The organism is Acinetobacter sp. YH12208 (genome assembly GCF_013418055.1).
Lineage (GTDB): Bacteria > Pseudomonadota > Gammaproteobacteria > Pseudomonadales > Moraxellaceae > Acinetobacter > Acinetobacter pseudolwoffii.
In genome coordinates this window covers 12,590-30,149 of sequence record NZ_VPCT01000015.1, presented here as the reverse complement: position 1 = coordinate 30,149, position 17,560 = coordinate 12,590, and the positions used below count along the sequence as shown (strand labels likewise).

At 44.8% G+C, this 17,560-nt stretch carries 15 protein-coding genes and 1 tRNA gene; 5 read left to right on the top strand and 11 right to left on the bottom strand.

Annotation, left to right across the window (positions count from 1 at the left end):
- The first annotated feature begins 3 nt into the window (after nt 1–3).
- A complete protein-coding gene (locus FTU95_RS12470) occupies nt 4–657 on the top strand; it encodes a hypothetical protein (RefSeq protein ID WP_074383521.1) in 654 nt (217 codons plus the stop codon).
- 47 nt (nt 658–704) lie between these two features.
- Here the strand turns inward: FTU95_RS12470 and secF are convergent, their stop codons facing one another.
- The 8 genes from secF to queA all read right to left on the bottom strand — a co-directional run bounded on the left by secF (nt 705) and on the right by queA (nt 8,987).
- On the bottom strand, nt 705–1,679 hold the full coding sequence (secF, locus tag FTU95_RS12465) for a protein translocase subunit SecF (RefSeq protein WP_180078688.1): 975 nt from the start codon (nt 1,677–1,679) through the stop codon (nt 705–707).
- Between the two features lie 8 nt (nt 1,680–1,687).
- Nucleotides 1,688–3,586 (bottom strand): protein translocase subunit SecD, encoded by a 1,899-nt coding sequence (gene secD / locus FTU95_RS12460; protein ID WP_180078687.1) that lies wholly within the window; start codon nt 3,584–3,586, stop codon nt 1,688–1,690.
- Between the two features lie 51 nt (nt 3,587–3,637).
- On the bottom strand, nt 3,638–3,967 hold the full coding sequence (gene yajC / locus FTU95_RS12455; RefSeq protein WP_005098077.1) for a preprotein translocase subunit YajC: 330 nt from the start codon (nt 3,965–3,967) through the stop codon (nt 3,638–3,640).
- A 101-nt stretch (nt 3,968–4,068) separates the two neighbouring features.
- On the bottom strand, nt 4,069–5,199 hold the full coding sequence (gene tgt, locus FTU95_RS12450) for a tRNA guanosine(34) transglycosylase Tgt (RefSeq protein WP_180078685.1): 1,131 nt from the start codon (nt 5,197–5,199) through the stop codon (nt 4,069–4,071).
- A gap of 119 nt (nt 5,200–5,318) precedes the next feature.
- Nucleotides 5,319–6,170, bottom strand: coding sequence for a DUF4303 domain-containing protein (locus tag FTU95_RS12445; protein ID WP_100329834.1), 852 nt, complete (start codon nt 6,168–6,170; stop codon nt 5,319–5,321).
- Nucleotides 6,171–6,281: 111 nt separating this feature from the next.
- The gene (locus FTU95_RS12440) at nt 6,282–6,851 is read right to left on the bottom strand and encodes a LemA family protein (protein WP_005098074.1); all 570 of its coding nucleotides are present in this window, start codon (nt 6,849–6,851) and stop codon (nt 6,282–6,284) included.
- Nucleotides 6,852–6,908: 57 nt separating this feature from the next.
- A complete protein-coding gene (locus FTU95_RS12435; protein ID WP_005168601.1) occupies nt 6,909–7,937 on the bottom strand; it encodes a hypothetical protein in 1,029 nt (342 codons plus the stop codon).
- A 15-nt stretch (nt 7,938–7,952) separates the two neighbouring features.
- Complete coding sequence (gene queA, locus FTU95_RS12430; RefSeq protein WP_180078683.1) at nt 7,953–8,987, bottom strand: tRNA preQ1(34) S-adenosylmethionine ribosyltransferase-isomerase QueA; 1,035 nt, start codon at nt 8,985–8,987, stop codon at nt 7,953–7,955.
- 167 nt (nt 8,988–9,154) lie between these two features.
- On the opposite strand from queA, the gene FTU95_RS12425 reads away from it, so the two are divergent.
- Nucleotides 9,155–9,241 (top strand) — tRNA-Leu (locus FTU95_RS12425).
- A 257-nt stretch (nt 9,242–9,498) separates the two neighbouring features.
- On the opposite strand, the gene FTU95_RS12420 is transcribed toward FTU95_RS12425, so the two are convergent.
- Nucleotides 9,499–11,730, bottom strand: coding sequence for an NADP-dependent isocitrate dehydrogenase (locus FTU95_RS12420; RefSeq protein ID WP_180078681.1), 2,232 nt, complete (start codon nt 11,728–11,730; stop codon nt 9,499–9,501).
- A 486-nt stretch (nt 11,731–12,216) separates the two neighbouring features.
- Between FTU95_RS12420 and FTU95_RS12415 the strand changes: the two genes are divergently transcribed.
- Both FTU95_RS12415 and FTU95_RS12410 read left to right on the top strand, forming a co-directional pair.
- Nucleotides 12,217–12,726, top strand: a complete 510-nt coding sequence (locus FTU95_RS12415; protein WP_005098068.1) for a DUF1543 domain-containing protein — start codon at nt 12,217–12,219, stop codon at nt 12,724–12,726.
- A gap of 136 nt (nt 12,727–12,862) precedes the next feature.
- The gene (locus FTU95_RS12410) at nt 12,863–13,855 is read left to right on the top strand and encodes a DUF2804 domain-containing protein (RefSeq protein WP_180078679.1); all 993 of its coding nucleotides are present in this window, start codon (nt 12,863–12,865) and stop codon (nt 13,853–13,855) included.
- A gap of 61 nt (nt 13,856–13,916) precedes the next feature.
- Here the strand turns inward: FTU95_RS12410 and FTU95_RS12405 are convergent, their stop codons facing one another.
- The gene (locus FTU95_RS12405; protein ID WP_100329829.1) at nt 13,917–14,795 is read right to left on the bottom strand and encodes a metal-dependent hydrolase; all 879 of its coding nucleotides are present in this window, start codon (nt 14,793–14,795) and stop codon (nt 13,917–13,919) included.
- Nucleotides 14,796–14,937: 142 nt separating this feature from the next.
- On the opposite strand from FTU95_RS12405, the gene FTU95_RS12400 reads away from it, so the two are divergent.
- The gene (locus FTU95_RS12400; RefSeq protein ID WP_005098065.1) at nt 14,938–15,975 is read left to right on the top strand and encodes an AraC family transcriptional regulator; all 1,038 of its coding nucleotides are present in this window, start codon (nt 14,938–14,940) and stop codon (nt 15,973–15,975) included.
- A gap of 48 nt (nt 15,976–16,023) precedes the next feature.
- On the opposite strand, the gene FTU95_RS12395 is transcribed toward FTU95_RS12400, so the two are convergent.
- Complete coding sequence (locus tag FTU95_RS12395; RefSeq protein WP_180078676.1) at nt 16,024–17,358, bottom strand: Na+/H+ antiporter NhaC family protein; 1,335 nt, start codon at nt 17,356–17,358, stop codon at nt 16,024–16,026.
- Between the last annotated feature and the right edge of the window lie 202 nt (nt 17,359–17,560).

Sequence of the window (17,560 nt, the reverse complement as noted above, 5' to 3'; positions counted from 1 at the left end):
GATATGAGTGCGCCAGAAATATTTGAACGAAGACGACATCATCTGACAAAAGTGATTGATCAGCTGATTGACACCCAGCAATTTAAAACCGGCAAAGAGATCTGCGAGCATTTTGGCTTGTCTGCTGCTTATATCGCGCAGTTACTGAATAGCAAACGCCAGATCGGAGAGAAGGTGGCAAGGGAACTGGAACAGCAGCTTGGCTTAGCCCGTTTAATTCTGGATCAGACGGTCGAACCGAAGATTGAACTTGCTACAGCTATAGATCGGGTCGTTTTGTTTCAGATGCAGGTGGTACAACAACAGGCCTTTAAACTCAATCCCATAGATTCTACGGTTTCGTTCAATCCGGATATTTTTCATCTGCAAGCACAGCATTATGCGATTCAGGTGGCAGAGCGCTATTATTTTCCCAGTCTGAAACCGGACTGGTGGCTGGTTTGTGATAAAGAGTTGCCAGTTTTTGGGATGTGCTGTGTGTATCTGGCCAACGGCTTGCAGCTCATTTTGGAGGGGGTGGGGGAAGCTCAAGATACTTATGAATTTCAAAGTCTGGATGAAAATCGGAAAGTCATTTTCCAAAAAACAGATATTGAAAAAATCCATCCAGTGATTGCGATTCTGCCGGCTACTTCAACATTCAAACAGCAGAAATAATTCAGCCCATCCTAGGACGGGCTGAACGATGAAAATGAAATATCAGATTAGGGAATCTGGTTTTCGTCTTCAAATTCTGGCTTGACTTGTACGATAAAGTCCTGACGGTTTAAACCACGCCAAAGTGCAAATCCAGTCCCGATATAGATTGAAGAGTAGGTACCGACAAAAACGCCGACAAACATCGCAATCGAGAACCATTTCAGGCCATCACCACCCATGAGCATCATTGCAACAACAACCAGCAATAGCGTCATAGAGGTATGAATGGTACGGCGTAAGGTTTCGGTCAGGGCAATGTTAATCACTTCAAGCGGTTCTGCACCCCGAATCTTACGGAAGTTCTCACGGATACGGTCAGAGACCACGATATTATCGTTCAGTGAGAAACCAATGATCGCAAGGAGTGCCGCAAGTACCGTCAGGTCAAATGGCCACTGCGTCATGGCAAAAATCCCGAGGGTCACCACGATGTCATGGAACAGCGACAGTACTGCACCGATCGCCAGTTTGAGCTCAAAGCGGATGGTGACATAGACCAGCATCAGTAAGAGCGCCAGTGCCACCGCGCCACCAGAGCGGACATACAGCTCATTACCCACCTGTCCGCCGACCACATCAAGCTTCGGTACCTCTGCCGCATTATTTGGCAGTTGAACCGCTGCAGTAACTGCTTTGGTCAGGTCTTCAGCTTCCACATCTTCCTGAACTGGCATACGCACCATCAGGTCACGTTCCGAACCCAAAGTTTGTACGACAGCATCGTTGAAACCGGCCTGGCTCAGTGCCTTGGAAACATCTTCAGGCTTGACCGGATTGGTATAGTTCAGCTCGGCTGCCACACCACCGGTAAAGTCTAGCCCCAGGTTAAGGCCTTTGGTCGTAATAAAGAACAGACTCGCAACAGTTAAGATGATTGAAAACAATGCCGCAGGCAAAGCAATCTTCATAAACGGAATGACGCGTTCGTCTTCAGGGCGACCGTACTGTTTTTGATTCAGTTGAGTATTTTCAGTCATCATCGATCTCCTTAAATGCTCAACTTTTTCAAGTTACGTTTTTTGCCATAAATGAGCTGTATCACGGCACGCGTTACTGTAATCGCAGTAAACATCGAGCAGACAATACCAATCATCAGGGTCACGGCAAAGCCTTTGATCGGACCTGTACCAATCGCGAACAGAATGAAGGCTACCAGGAAGGTAGTAAGGTTCGAGTCGAAAATGGTGTTATAGGCCCGATCATAACCGGCCACAATCGCCTGTTTCGGCGAAGCTCCCCATTTCATCTCTTCCCGTATTCGTTCACAGATCAGAACGTTGGCATCGACTGCCATCCCGATGGTAATCACGATACCGGCAATACCAGGCAAGGTCAGAGAAGCACCAATCCATGACATGACGGTCAGAATCATTGCCAGGTTAAAGACCAGGGCAAAGTTCGCAATCACACCAAACAGACGGAAGAATACCACCATCCAGATCGCCACCAGAAGGAAGCCAATTTGTGTTGAAAGTACACCTTTGTCGATGTTTTCCTGACCCAGACTTGGACCAATCACACGTTCTTCAACAAAGTACATTGGCGCAGCCAGGGCACCGGCACGTAGCATCAAGGCAAGTTCAGCAGCTTCCTGTGGTGAGTCCAGACCGGTAATACGGAACTGGGAACCGAGTACCGCCTGAATGGTTGCCGCATTAATCACGACAGATTCAGTATATGGCGTACGCACTTCAGTTTGAGTCCCAGTCGCTGGATCTTCTACATAGCTAATGCGCTGTTTGTTCTCGATGAACAATACTGCCATCCGTTTGCCGACCGCATTCCGGGTCGCATCCGACATCAGTTTGCCGCCTGCGCTGTCTAGGGTAATGTTGACCTCAGCACCGCCAGTGTCCTGGCTAAAGCCGCTTGATGCATTCTGAACACGTTCACCGGTCAAGATACGGTTACGGTTCAACAGCAGCTGACGACCGCTGTCCAGGGATTCATAAGCGAATACTTCTGTACCTGGTGGCAATGTGCCAGTCGCCTGACCGGTATATGGATCAATATATTGATCATTCAGGTCAGAAACCAGACGAAACTCAAGGTTTGCGGTACGACCCAAGACACGTTTTGCTTCTGCAGTATCCTGTACACCCGGCAATTCAACCACAATACGGTTGCTGCCCTGGGTTTGCACCAGTGCTTCTGCCACACCTAACTCGTTAATACGGTTACGTAACGTGGTCAAGTTCTGGTTGACTGCATAAGACTCGATTTCTTGCTTACGTACATCAGTATAAGTCAAACGTAAAGTCGAACCGGTATCAGTCGCAACAGCCTGCTGGGTAAACTCATTGCCATTACGGCGCAAGAAGTCCATCGCTGCAGCACGATCATCATTGCTGGCAAACTGCACCACAATGGTGTTGCTGCTTAAGTTCAGGCTATTAAATTTCAGGTTGTTATCACGCAACTGACGACGTAGGTCTGTCGCAGAGGTTTCCATGCGCTGCGCAATCGCTTTGTCCATGTCCACTTCGAGTAAGAAGTGAACACCGCCACGTAAATCCAGACCCAGCTTCATTGGCTTGGCACCAATTTTTTGCAGCCATTCCGGCGTGGTCGGGGCAAGGTTCAATGCAACCACGTAATCATCACCTAATCCGCGACGTAAAGCTTCTTTGGCTTTAAGTTGCAATTCACTTGAATCTACACGTAATAAGGCAGCATTGTTGCTAAAGCTATTGTCATGGGTGGCAATATTTTCAGTTGTTAAAATTTGCTCTGCTTTTTGTACGATGCTTGCATCAATTTGAGTACCGGCTTTGGCACCCGAAATCTGTACAGCAGGTTCATCTGGATACAAACTTGGCAGGGCATATAAGGTACTGATGACTAGTACAACTAGAATCAGTACATATTTCCATGCTGGGTAACGCATTTATTTTCTTCTTAAAATGAAAAAGTCGTGCAAGGGCACGACTATTTTTGATTAAAGGTTATTTAAAGTGCCTTCAGGAAGGACTGAAATCACACTCGCACGCTGAACTTTAACTTCTACGCCACGGTTCAATTCAACCACTGCGAAGTCACCTTCAATCTTGGTGATTTTGCCCATTAATCCGCCTGCAAAAACGACTTCACTGCCAACACCAAGGCTTTCAACCAAAGCACGATGTTCTTTGGCACGTTTAGATTGAGGGCGCCAGATCAAAAAATAGAAGATTGCAATAAAAACCGCAATCATCAAAAGGTTCGCCATCATGCTGGGTTGTTGTGCAGCTTCACCTGCAGCGTGAGCAGTCGAAATAAAAAGGCTCATTACATTTTCCTAAAATAAAAAAACTGGTGATCAACTTGATAATAAATTGACATATTCTTGCAATTTACATTGTCTTTTTCCTCAGCGCAAATGCTGATGGATTAATCTTGCGGGCAAGGGGGTACTTCCAGGCCACGACGGGCATAAAAGTCCTGCACAAACGCATCAAATGTACCGTTGTCCAAGGCATCACGCATGGATTCAGTCAAGCGCAGGTAATAACGCAAGTTATGAATGGTACCGAGCATCGAACCAAGCATTTCCCCACATTTTTCGAGGTGGAATAAATAAGCACGAGTGAAGTTGGTACAGGTGTAGCAATCGCAATGTGGATCAAGCGGGCTTTGATCGTGACGATATTTTGCATTACGGATCCGTACCAGACCATCTGTGACAAAATAATGACCATTACGTGCATTTCGGGTTGGCATCACGCAGTCAAACATATCGACACCACGGCGCACCGCTTCCACAATATCTTCAGGCTTGCCGACCCCCATCAAATAGCGCGGTTTATCTGCCGGCATTTGTTCTGGAAGATAATCCAGTACCTTGATCATTTCTTCTTTAGGCTCGCCAACGGACAGACCGCCAATCGCGTAACCATCAAAGTCAATATCAAGCAGGCCTTTTAACGATTCTTCACGTAAGCCTTCATACATGCCACCCTGAATAATCCCAAACAGTGCATTACGGTTTTTCAGAACCTCGTGATGTTGGGTTTTACAGCGCTTCGCCCAGCGCAAAGACAGTTGCAAGGATTTTTGCGCTTCTTCATGCGTCGCAGGGTACGGCGTACATTCATCAAAAATCATCACAATGTCAGAGTTCAGCGTGTGCTGAATGTCCATTGAAATTTCAGGCGATAAAAATACTTTTGAACCATCGATGGGTGAGCGGAAGGTGACCCCTTCTTCTTTAATTTTACGCATTGCGCCCAGACTGAACACCTGGAAGCCACCGGAATCGGTCAAAATGGGATTATTCCACTTCATAAATTCGTGCAGGCCACCATGTTCACGAATCACATCGAGTCCTGGACGTAAATACAAATGGAAGGTATTGCCCAAAATGACTTGAGACTTGATCTCTTTAATATCACGCGGCAACAGGCCTTTCACCGTACCGTAAGTGCCGACAGGCATAAACATCGGGGTTTCAACCACACCATGTTCAAGCGTTAAACGACCACGACGGGCGCGACCCGACTGACCTAATTTTTCAAACTTCATAGGAGTTCCACATCCAGGCGAAAAAACAGTTCGCTGCTAGTTCATAGCTAAAGGGCGCTATTTTCCTTGATTCTTACGCTAAACGCCAGCATTGTAGAGCATTCGCTCTGTAATTTTATTTATCGTTGAATAAATGCAAGATCAGGTGAAATAGTCGAATTTGCAGAAAACTGTTGCAAGCGCTGCTGGATATCTTCCCGGCTAAGAGCACAGCTGCCATCCGGCTCAGAGGCCATGGCAGCGATATGCTGGATCAGTTTCTGGATATAGATATTGCTGTCGATAAAGTAGGATTCCAAGGTCAGCAAATAGGCATCGTGCGCCACTTGCAGATAATCATAAGGCTCCATCACCAGCATTTGTTCCAGATCAATCAGAATGTCCTTGTCATTTTGCGAGAGTTTTAATCGCTTGCTGATTTCAGAAAAAGGCTGGGCATGTCGGGAGACTAAAAAGTTTTGCAATAAGGCGCTTTCTGGGTTGATTTCCAGTGCAGATCGGCGCTCAAATTCGACTTGGTTTGGCAGGCTCAGGAAAAAAAGTATATTGCCCAGATCCAGACCATAGGCTTCGGAGAGGCGATATTTGGCCTGTTTGAACGTTTGCAGTAATAAGTCCAGATGTGTTGTGTGGAGCTGTTGCTGTCCCAATAGCGGATGACCAAAACTATGCTGGGTTTTAAAATAATCGGCCAGCAAAGTTTTGAACGGGATCAGTCCGGAGTCGGGCGCAGCTTGTGCCCGATAACGCCATTTTGGGACATTCCAGCGATCTTGTTTAGCCAGATATTGCCGCTGATCTTCCGGATCTTTAAAAATACTGCACTCAGTCGAAATAGCCAGATCATCCAGCAGTAAAAATTCGTCAAAGACCAGACTACAGGCATAGATTCCATCGTCCTGATAATGGTCATAAAGCGGATAAAATTCTTCCACCAGCGTCTGCTCTAAGCGCTCTACATAATTCAGCATAATTTTTATTCTTTATTTTATTGGTTTTATAAAGGTGTAGCTTCATCCTGGGGCATTTTATTATAAGTTGAGTACGCCAGGATGAGAAAGTCGATCAGATGAGATAGTTGCTCAGTGAAAATTTGGACGATAGTCAAAACTCTGGGTTGCGCTCTGATCGCGAAAAGGGCGAACTGCTTTTTTTCCTAACAGCATATTATTAATCACATTGTGTGGGAAAATCTGGATCTGGTTATTAAACAGTTCCACATTGCGATTATAAATGGTAATTGCCGCACCGACATTTTCATTCTGTTCTTCAATTTCAGCCATCATTTTCAGATAAATGTCATTGGCTTTTAGCTCGGGATAGTTTTCAACCACTACATTGAGGCTATGCATGAGTTGTTTGTTCAGGCTTTCAATGCGCTGTAACTGAGAAATGTCGGCATCGTTGATATTTAAATTCATGATGTTCTGACGCAGTTCGGTGACTTTTTCCAGTGTGCCTTTTTCAAAAGAAGAATATTGCTCGACCAGCGGCTGCAGTCCATCCAGAATTTTCAGTTTCTGCCGTTCATAACTGGCAACATCCGACCAGGCGCGAATCGTCGCGTTGTGATGACGGACAATACTGTTGCGGATCATAATGATCAGCACAATCAGCGCAATAATGATCAAACATAAAACCAAAAATCCCATGCGAGATATCCCCAATTCATATTTATATTCTGAAAATATTGATTTAAAAAAAAGCAGTTATTTTAAAAACTGCACAAGATCATGTTGTAACTGTTCGAGTTGTCTTAATTTAAACGTTCTGAGATGGCCGCGCAATGTCGAAATATCATTGATATGACGATGCTTGCTCGACACCTGAAATAAATCATGAGGCCCCAGATAGCAGAGCATCCGATTTTCCGGATGAAACAGTAAATCCCCCTGACGCTGTGCAAAAAAATCGGCCAGACGCAGTACAAAACCCGGACTGAGTAATTTGGCGGTTTGCATCGGATCACTGCCATAAAAGCTTAAGCGTTGATTGGTACGAATATCGCTACTATGCCAGGGATGGCTATAAGGATAATAAAATTTACGTCGAGAAGTCGTGACCGCCAGTCCCTGAATCTGGATATCAAAGACAAACACGCCCCACAGGTCTTTGTGAACCTGCATTAATTTAACCGGCTGCCCTTGCTTGTTGCGAACCTGTACTTCATCAATATAGTGATATTGAAACAGCAGCACCTGATGTTGCTGGCCGTTTTCATCTTCCCATACCGTGCTGGCATAACGTGTAATCTCATTACTCAAAGAACCTTGATTGAATAAGGGGAATAAACGTTTTAAATGTCCAATAAAATGCAGGGGATTTAAAGGAATTGAAATATGCTGTGGCTGTTGCTGAAAGGCAAGCTGATATTTTTTGGCCAGTGCTGCATCTTCCAGAAAGCCAATAACTTCATCTAATGGTTGTTGTTGCTCATAGCAAAGATAGGCCCAGAACAGCAGCAGACCGCCCAGAAAAACGCCACTTTGAATCCAGATATTTTCCGGTGCAATAAAAATGCTGACGATGAGCAACAAACCAATACCAGCCAGCGCCAATGGCAGATTATTTTCAAATTTTAGCGTTATCGGGCCATTCCAGGGATGCAATCCGTCCAGCAGGTCTTGATGACTCTTGGCTTGACGGCCCAAATCCCACAGCCGGGCGATATTCTGAAACACCACTGCATTTTTCTTGCGGCGAATATGAATGGACTGTTGTACAGACTCGATCGGCATGGGCAGCTATTCTCGCTATTGTGCCTGATCAATCAGCATGGCATCGCCATAACTGAAGAAACGATATTGGCTGTCTACTGCATGCTTGTAGGCATTCAGAATGTTGTCACGATTGGACAGGGCAGAAACCAGCATTAACAGGGTCGATTCCGGTAAATGGAAATTGGTAATCAGACGATCGACCACTTTGAACTGATAACCTGGATAAATGAAAATCTGGGTATCACCGGTCCAGCCTTTTAGTTCACCGCCATTGGCCTGCGCCGCACTTTCTGTGGCACGGGTAGCCGTTGTACCGACAGCAATCACTTTATTGCCACGCGCTTTAGTTGTTTTGATGAGTTCCATCGACTCATCGGACACCTGGCACCATTCGCTGTGCATGATGTGATTTTCAATATCGGTAGTGCGTACTGGTAAGAATGTACCTGCGCCCACATGTAGTGTGACAAAGGTGGTTTGAATTCCTTTGGCTGCTAACTTTTTCAATAAGTCTTTATCGAAATGCAGAGAAGCCGTAGGTGCTGCGACACTGGCCAGCTTGGTTGGATCATTAAACACAGTTTGATAACGTTCGGTATCAATTTCTTCTGCTTCACGGTTGAAATAGGGCGGAATAGGGAGGGCGCCATATTTGTCTAAGACTTCTAAAATCGGCTGTGAAAATTCCACAATAAACAGGTTTTCATGACGACCTTGCACGGTCACTTTTACTGCATCTGGGCCAATAAACAGTTCTGCACCGGCTTTCGGTGAGTTGCTGGCCTTGATATGACAATGTGCAATGAACTGATCCATCATGCGTTCAACCAGTACTTCTATGGCACCGCCTGAGGCACGTTTGCCTTTTAGACGTGCTTTCATGACTTTGGTGTCGTTCAATACCAGTAAGTCGCCGTCTTCAAGCAAGTCCAGAATGTCGGTAAATTGATGGTCGTGATATTGACCGTGTGCGTCGAGGTGCAGCAGGCGAGAGGCACTGCGTGTTTCCAGAGGATAGCGAGCAATCAGCTCATCGGGGAGATCAAAATTAAAATCAGAAAGTTGCATGATGATTTACGCTAAAAAAACTGCGGCTAGTATAAACTTTTTTCTTTTTTATGGCGGGAATTGCTCGATTTTAAAACGAAAAAATGCCATTTGTTTTAAAAATAAACAAATGTAAATATTCTGCGTTGACAGTGCCGAGAAATCGCGTATTATACCTTTCATCCACTCCCGAGGTGGTGAAATTGGTAGACGCGGCGGACTCAAAATCCGCTGTCAGAGATGACGTGTCGGTTCGAGTCCGACCCTCGGGACCAAAATTCTAGAAAACCCCAAGCACATTCAGTCTTGGGGTTTTTTATTGTCTGTATATTTAAAAGTATTTATTTTCATCATTTCTTAAAATGGTTTTTGACTGAATTTGAGTGGTTTTGTCAGTAAGATGATGATTTATATCTATAGCGAAAAATAGATTAATTGAATAACTTTGATACATCAATCAGACATAAAAAACCGGCGCCTAGACGCCGGTTTTTTTATTTTACATTACTGATCAAGTCAGTTTTGCAAAAGCTTAGATCGTAGCAAGTGCTGCATTCAAAGTAGCACTTGGACGCATCACTGCATTTACTTTCTCTTGATCAACTGCGTAGTAACCGCCGATGTCTACTGATTTGCCTTGAACTGCTGCAAGCTCAGCAACGATTTTCTCTTCATTTTCAGCTAAAGTTTTTGCAAGTGGTGCAAATTTCGCTTTCAATTCAGCATTTTCGTCTTGAGCAGCAAGTTCTTCAGCCCAGAATTTCGCCAGGTAGAAATGGCTACCACGGTTGTCGAGTTCGCCAGTACGACGAGAAGGTGACTTGTCGTTATCTAGCAATTTGCCAGTTGCACGGTCTAAAGTTTTAGCAAGTAACTTGATGTTGTCATTGCCTTCTTTAATACCCATTTCTTCTAGAGAAACTGCAAGCGCCATGAATTCACCGAGTGAATCCCAGCGTAAGTGGTTTTCTTCAACTAACTGCTGTACGTGTTTAGGCGCAGAACCGCCTGCACCTGTTTCATACATGCCGCCACCCGCCATTAACGGCACGATTGACAACATTTTTGCAGATGTACCCAATTCCATGATCGGGAACAAGTCAGTCAGGTAGTCACGTAAAATGTTACCTGTTACAGAAATGGTATCTAGACCGCGCGCAACACGTTCAAGCGTATAACGCATTGCACGTACTTGTGACATGATCTGGATATCAAGACCGGTAGTGTCGTGATCTTTCAGGTATTTTTCAACTTTCTTGATCAGTTCATTTTCGTGTGGACGGTACGGGTCAAGCCAGAAGATTGCCGGCATGCCAGAGTTACGTGCACGCGTTACTGCAAGTTTCACCCAGTCGCGGATCGGTGCGTCTTTCACCTGACACATACGCCAGATATCGCCTTCTTCCACGTTTTGTGACATCAACACTTCGCCAGTTTCAAGATCAACGATGTTAGCAATACCCGCTTCAGAGATCTCGAAAGTTTTGTCGTGTGAACCGTATTCTTCCGCTTTTTGTGCCATCAAACCAACGTTCGGTACTGTACCCATTGTACGTGGATCAAAATTGCCATTCCACTTACAGAAGTTGATCATTTCCTGGTAAATACGTGCGAATGTTGATTCAGGCATGACGGCTTTACAGTCATAAGGTTTGCCATCAGCGCCCCACATTTTACCGCCACCACGGATCATTGCAGGCATAGAAGCATCTACAATCACGTCATTTGGTGAATGGAAGTTCGTGATGCCTTTGGCAGAATCAACCATCGCAAGTGCTGGACGATGTTCTTGGCAAGCATGTAGATCTGCAATGATTTCTTCACGTACAGAGGTTGGTAGAGTTTCGATCTTTTCATAAAGACCAGCCATACCGTTGTTTACGTTCACGCCAAGCTCATCAAATAACTTGCCGTGTTTTTCAAATGCGTCTTTGTAGTAAATTCTCACACAGTGACCGAATACGATCGGGTGTGAAACTTTCATCATGGTTGCTTTCACGTGAAGTGAGAACAAGATGCCGGCTTCTTTACAATCATCTAATTCTTTTTCATAGAAATCGCAAAGCGCTTTTTTGCTCATGAACATTGAATCGATGATTTCGCCATCTTGAAGCGCAACTTTTGGCTTAAGAACGATGGTTTTACCAGACTTGGTGATCAATTCCATTTTCACATTACGTGCACGGTCTAAAGTCATCGACTTTTCGCCATGGTAGAAGTCGCCTTCGTCCATGTGTGAAACGTGAGTTTGAGACCACTGTTTCCACTCGCTCATAGAGTGTGGGTGTTTTTTCACATAGTTTTTAACGGCAGCAGGTGCACGACGGTCTGAGTTACCTTCACGTAGTACCGGGTTTACTGCTGAACCAAGACATTTGCTATAACGTGCCTTGATTGCTTTTTCTTCTTCAGTGGCCGGGTTTTCAGGATAGTCAGGAAGGGCATAGCCTTTAGACTGGAGTTCCTTGATACACGCTGTTAGCTGGCCAACAGAAGCACTGATATTTGGGAGTTTGATAATGTTCGTGTCTGGATCTTGTGTAAGACGACCTAGCTCAGCTAGAGTGTCAGGCACCTTTTGCTCTTCGCTTAGGTAATCTGTAAATTCAGAGAGCACGCGCACAGCTACAGAGATGTCACTTTTGACGATCTCAACGCCAGCTGGCTTAGTAAAGGTCTCAATGATCGGCAGCAGAGAATAAGTCGCCAGTAATGGCGCCTCGTCGGTCAGTGTGTAAATGATAGTTGACTTTCCACCAGCCATATATAGCCCCTTGCGTTGGATTGAGTTTCTGAGGGCCGAACTTTTGGTCCAGCCTCATTGAACCGATTTGCTTAAATAAAAACATTGAGAGTATCGTCTTTCAGCGCATTTCAGTCAACGAAATATGCTTTTAGATTGAAATTTGGGCGAAAATTTGTACAGATTTGTATGGTTTAGCTGTGTTTGTATTTTGTACAAAAAAATAATTTTCTGCGATTAGAAATCATTATGGTGCTGGAAAGAAATTTTATGCTACCAGATTGTATTCACTGAAGATGAGTTTTTGAGCATTGGGTGGGATCGTGATGATCCCGAAATACAAATGAATGTTGAGTGATCAGATGCTATTTCGGGGCAGTTTCTTCGGGTCAATTGAGGCAATTTGCCTTGACGAATCGCCACCTCAATATCATGGAATTACTTTGCGATATACTTCTAAGCATTGATCAAATCATTCTTAAAATTGCAGCGAAATAAGGAAATCGGATGCCCAGTTTATTTATTGTGATGCTTGGTGGCCGTCATGCCCGTGCCAATACAGAAGTTCATGATGTGGTACTGGCAGTAGGCGAAACTCTGGAAGAAACCTATCCTCAACTGAAAAATGCCTGGTTTGCCGAGCAAAAAGGGCTGCATATTGATGCTTGGGCGCAAATTAATGGACTGGAGTTCGAGGGCAAAAATTATCACGTTCAATTTAGCGATGCTGCCCCGAATCAGGCTGCCGAAAAGCTTTGGCTGATTAATTTAGGGGGTTATGATGCACGTGAATTTGGTGAGCTGCACCGTTATGTGCTGGTGGTGGCACAGAATGCCATGGTGGCAAAACAGCGCGGTAAAGCTTATTTCGCCAAGCACTGGCAAAAACAGCATACTGACCGGGTGCTGGATGTCGATGATTGCATTGCGATTGATCAGGTGTATGGCCGATATGTACAGCTGGTCGAGGGACATTTTAGTGCGAATCGCTGGGAAAATACCTATCTCACGATTTAAAACTGAAGCATAGGGCTATAGCGTGGCTGAGTGTCAGGATTCGACGAGTGACTTAAAAAAAATCTTTATCAAAGTTCAATAATCTGCATAATACCGGAAAGGAAAAACAGCTTTTGACTGAGATGGAACATCTTAAATGGATTTAATTCAGGCAAATGGACAACCGCACTATGGACGTTTCAAGGAACTTCCAAAAAGTATTGACTATCAGGCATATCAATACAAGAACCCTTATGGTCAGGTGCTGTCAGGCTGGCGTAAGCATCTAAAATATAAGAAATTCAAATTTTGTAGTATTCAGCACGAACATTATACCATTGGGCTGGCGATTGCCGATATTGCATGGGCAGGGCACAGTTTTGTCTATGTCTACAACCATATGACCAATGACGTTCTGGAATGGAATGCGATTAATTTCCTGTCTCGCCATACTGTGCTGGATGAACAACCATTATTCAATCACAGTTATTTTCATAAATCGCCTTTTCAGGTCGATATTCAGCATGCCAACGGTGTGCGCTATATCAAGGTCAGTAAATACGGCGAAATTCAGCTCAGTGCACGAATCTTTTGTGCAGGAACCGATCCTTTAAGTATGTGTAGCCCAACTGGTATTAATGGTTGGACTTATACGCAAAAGCTCACGACCTTAGGTTGCGAAGGCTATTTTCTAAATAAACAAAAACAAAAGATTCAATTTAACGAACGAACTTTTGCCTTGCTGGATGACACCTGTGGTTTTCTACGTCCAGAAACTGCCTGGTTTTGGTTGTCGTGTAACTTTTGGGATGCGACCAATCAGCGGATTGGAATTAATTTAGCATCCGGTGTTAACGAAAGCTTTGGTAATGAAAACTGTTTGTGGATCAACGGAAAAATTTATCCATTGGCTGATGTGCTCTTTCAGCAGGAAACTGAAACTCAATGGACGATTCAATCACTAGATGAAAAGCTGAATCTAACGGTGACAACCGGTTGGCGACGTTATGAAAATCTGAATTTGCGTCTGGTCGGCAGCCAGTTTAGCCAGTGGCAGGCCAAAGTCTGTGGCACCATTCAGCAGGATGATCAGGAAATTATTTTACTGAATGAATATGCCTTGCTTGAGCAGCATTATGCCAAATGGTAAATCAGCTTAAATCAAAAAGCCTTCAATTTTGAAGGCTTTTTGATTTAAGCGATGCTCACGTTTAGTCTTTCGCGGCCTGCCAGAAGGCTTCACCGGCTTGAATCGGATCGCCGGTTTCATTTAGGGTGTTGATCCAGACCTCGTATTGGGCAATCACTGGGTGCTGACTCGGATGAAAGTCTTTTTTAAACCAGTCTCGATACTGTTTGCCCATTCGGGTCAATGTGCCTTTTGGGCCAAAAAACCAGGGTAAGCTCTTGATATTCATCTGCAAGCGTTGCAAGAGGCTAAAGCCATCATGTTTCAGCATGACATTGGCACGGTAGACGGTAAAACTAAACATTAAAATGGTCGTGCTGACTAAGGTGGCTCGACGGGTAAATTCTGGGGTTTTAGCCACATTTTTCATCACATCAAAAGCTACATCGCGGTGTTCCATTTCCTCAATGGCATGCCAGGCCAATAATGCCCGTACAAAAGGATGGGCATCTTTCAGGGTCTGTTTTTGTCCATAAAAAGTTTCTGCCATAAGCGCCGTTAAATGCTCTGCCGCAGCGGTAATGGCAATATTAAACTGGGGTGAGCGGTGCTTCAGATCATAATTGAAAATTTTATTTAAACGTTCAATAAATTGGTCTACAGGCATGCCTTGCTCGCGCATCAACTGATTCATTTTGTCATGCGCGATGCCGTGCTGGGCTTCCTGGCGGATAAAATCCGCGACACGTTGTTGCAGCTCTGGGTCCTGGATCTGATCGCGGAACAGGCGGACACTCTGAATAAAATAGCGCTCGCCGTCTGGAAAGGTCAGGCTCAGAGCATCGAACATGCGCGTCATGAAGGGATCGCCGCCGAACCAGTAACGTGGAATTTCATCCAGTTTAAAATCAAGTTGGGTGCGAACCACAGGCTGTAGGGCGGATTTTAATATGGCGTTCATCTTGTAGATTCTTTTTTGTGACGATGCTGACAGTATGTCGGCGAATCTCGCCATTGTTTTGACAGAGCTTGCCAATTTTTATACATTTTATGCCAAATGAAAATAAAACTGGTCAGATTAGAGCTGCCAGCGAGAATCGCACATGCAAGACATAAAAATATCCAATGGTTATCTTCAGCTCTGGGCGACTTATTTGCGTGATGTGGGGATTGAACCCTTAACTGCCGACTTTCTGCAAGATGTGCATGACTCGCTTGTGACACTCATCGATCAGCCTTTTGATACACAAGTACCTTTGGAATTGTTGAATCATATTATTTTAACTACTCGGCAACATCTGAACTGTCCGCAGCTGATTTTTGAAATCGTGCAGGTCATTCGTCCTGAGCATTTTGGTGTACTGGGTTATATGGTTTCACGTAGCAGTAGTGTCGCGGAAATGATCGGCTATAGCATGCGCTTTCAGCGGCTGGTGATTGATGGCAGTGAATTCGTGCCTTTACAGTTGAAGCAGCATGAACACAGTATGGAACTCTATTGGGGCTATTTAGATGAAAAATATAATTTGTTAAATGAGCTCACCATGGCAGCAATGGTGCAACTGGGACGGGTTATTTTGCAAGAGCAGCCACTTTTATTGCGTTGTGTACGACTGGCTCATGCAGCTGAAATGGCACAAATGCATTATCAAAAATTCTTTGCCTGTGAGGTTCAGTTTTCTCAAGATTATTATGCTCTGGAACTGGATGTACAGGGGTTAGCTCATGGGTCTGAGCATGCTGACCCCATATTATTGCAGTTGCTGACTCTTCAGGCGGAACAGGCGATTGCAGCAAAAGTACCTGTTGAAAATACCTTGCAGCAAGCACAGCAAATCATTGCCGAACAGTTGCGAACCAGGCAACAGGCGATCAAAATTGAGCAGCTTGCCCAGCAGTTGTGGATGTCGACCCGAAGCTTGCAACGCTTATTCAGCATATATCAAACTTCATTTAAAAAACTGCTGCAACAGCAGCGCATCAAACGCTGTGAGATTTTGTTACAGCAGGGGCTTAGTCTGAGCGAGATTGCTGAAGCGCTGGATTATTCCGACCAGTCGGCCTTGGCCCGCGCCTATAAAGCAGCCACCGGACAGACTTTGTTCCAGCGCAAGAAACAGTTAAAGCATGCACAGCAATAAAAAAGCGACCCAATCAGATCGCTTTTTGATGTGAGGATGATACAGAGATTAAGCGGTTGCTTTAAGGTTGGGGAATCTCAACGCAATCGCAGCAATTGCGAAGATGGCCAGAATCCAGCAGTAGTACACACCACCAATCAGTTCGACAGGCGAGATTTTTGCAATGGAACAGGCCAGTAGTAACTGTGCACCATAGGGAATCAACCCTTGCACCACACAGGAGAAAATATCCATCAGTGCCGCAGAACGCTTGGGATCTACACCATATTCTTTGGCCACTTCACGTGCCATATCACCAGACAGAATAATCGCCACGGTATTATTGGCCACAAAGATATTCGAAAATACGACCAGGAAGCTGATCCCGATTTCGCCGGCACGTTGTTGACCGACTTTAAACAGACGGGTCAGGCTATAAATACGCTCGATCAGCCAGCGTAAACCGCCTTCATGTTGCATGATCGCCGACAGGCCACCTAGGAACATGGACAATAACGCCACTTCAAACATGCCGACAAAGCCATCATAAATTGAAGTATTCAGTTTGAGCAGATCGAATTCAGCTGTGGCAAATAGGCCAAACAAGCCGGAAAGTAGTACGCCAATGGTCAGTACAGCCAGAACGTGTAAACGGCTAAAGGCTAAAATAAATACGGCGATATAAGGTAAAACCAGAAGCCAGTTAAAATCCTTGTATTCCACCGCATTGCTACTGCCAGTACTCAACACGTAAATCAGAATAGTGACAATCGATGCAGGAACCGCAATCCAGACATTGACTCTGAACTTGTCACGTAATTGTACGCGTTGGCTGGTGGTCGCCGCAATGGTGGTGTCTGAAATCATGGACAGGTTATCACCGAACATGGCACCGCCTACGACTGCACCAATGGCGTAGATCACATTAATATCGGTGACCTGGGTAAAACCAAAGGCAATCGGGGCACAAGCTGCAATGGTGCCCATGGAGGTGCCCATCGCCGTGGCAATAAATGCCGAGATGATAAACAGCATCGGCAAGATAAATTCAGGCGGAATAATCGACATGCCCAGTTGTACCGTGGCATCCACACTGCCAATCGCACTGCTGACACTGGCAAAGGCACCGGCCAGCATAAACACCATAAACATCAAAATTAAGTTCGGATGACTGGCCCCTTTTAGAAAGGCTTCAATGCCCTGATTGAGTTTGCCGCGATACACCAATGCAGCCAAAATAATCGCAGGCAGGGCAGCAACAGGCGCTTTCACCTGATAGAACGCAAATTCGGTTCCAATCAGGGAATGATAGATCCCGCTACCCAAAAATAGGGTTAAAAATACAATAAGCGGCAGCAGTGCAATGGCGCGTGCCTGCACTGTAGCCTCAGAATCAGTCTGCATAGGAGATAAAAAAGTAAGAGAATAGGACTAGTATAAAGCAGGTTTTGCAATTTCAGAAAACTTTAAATGAATGCGCTAACATCTGCATTTTTATTAATTTTTGCATGATAAAAATAAGTTTATCTAAATATTCAGGATTTTAGCTAATAGCAAAATTAGGCATCTTTGATCATTGTGAAAAAAATCAAAATAATCGTAAATA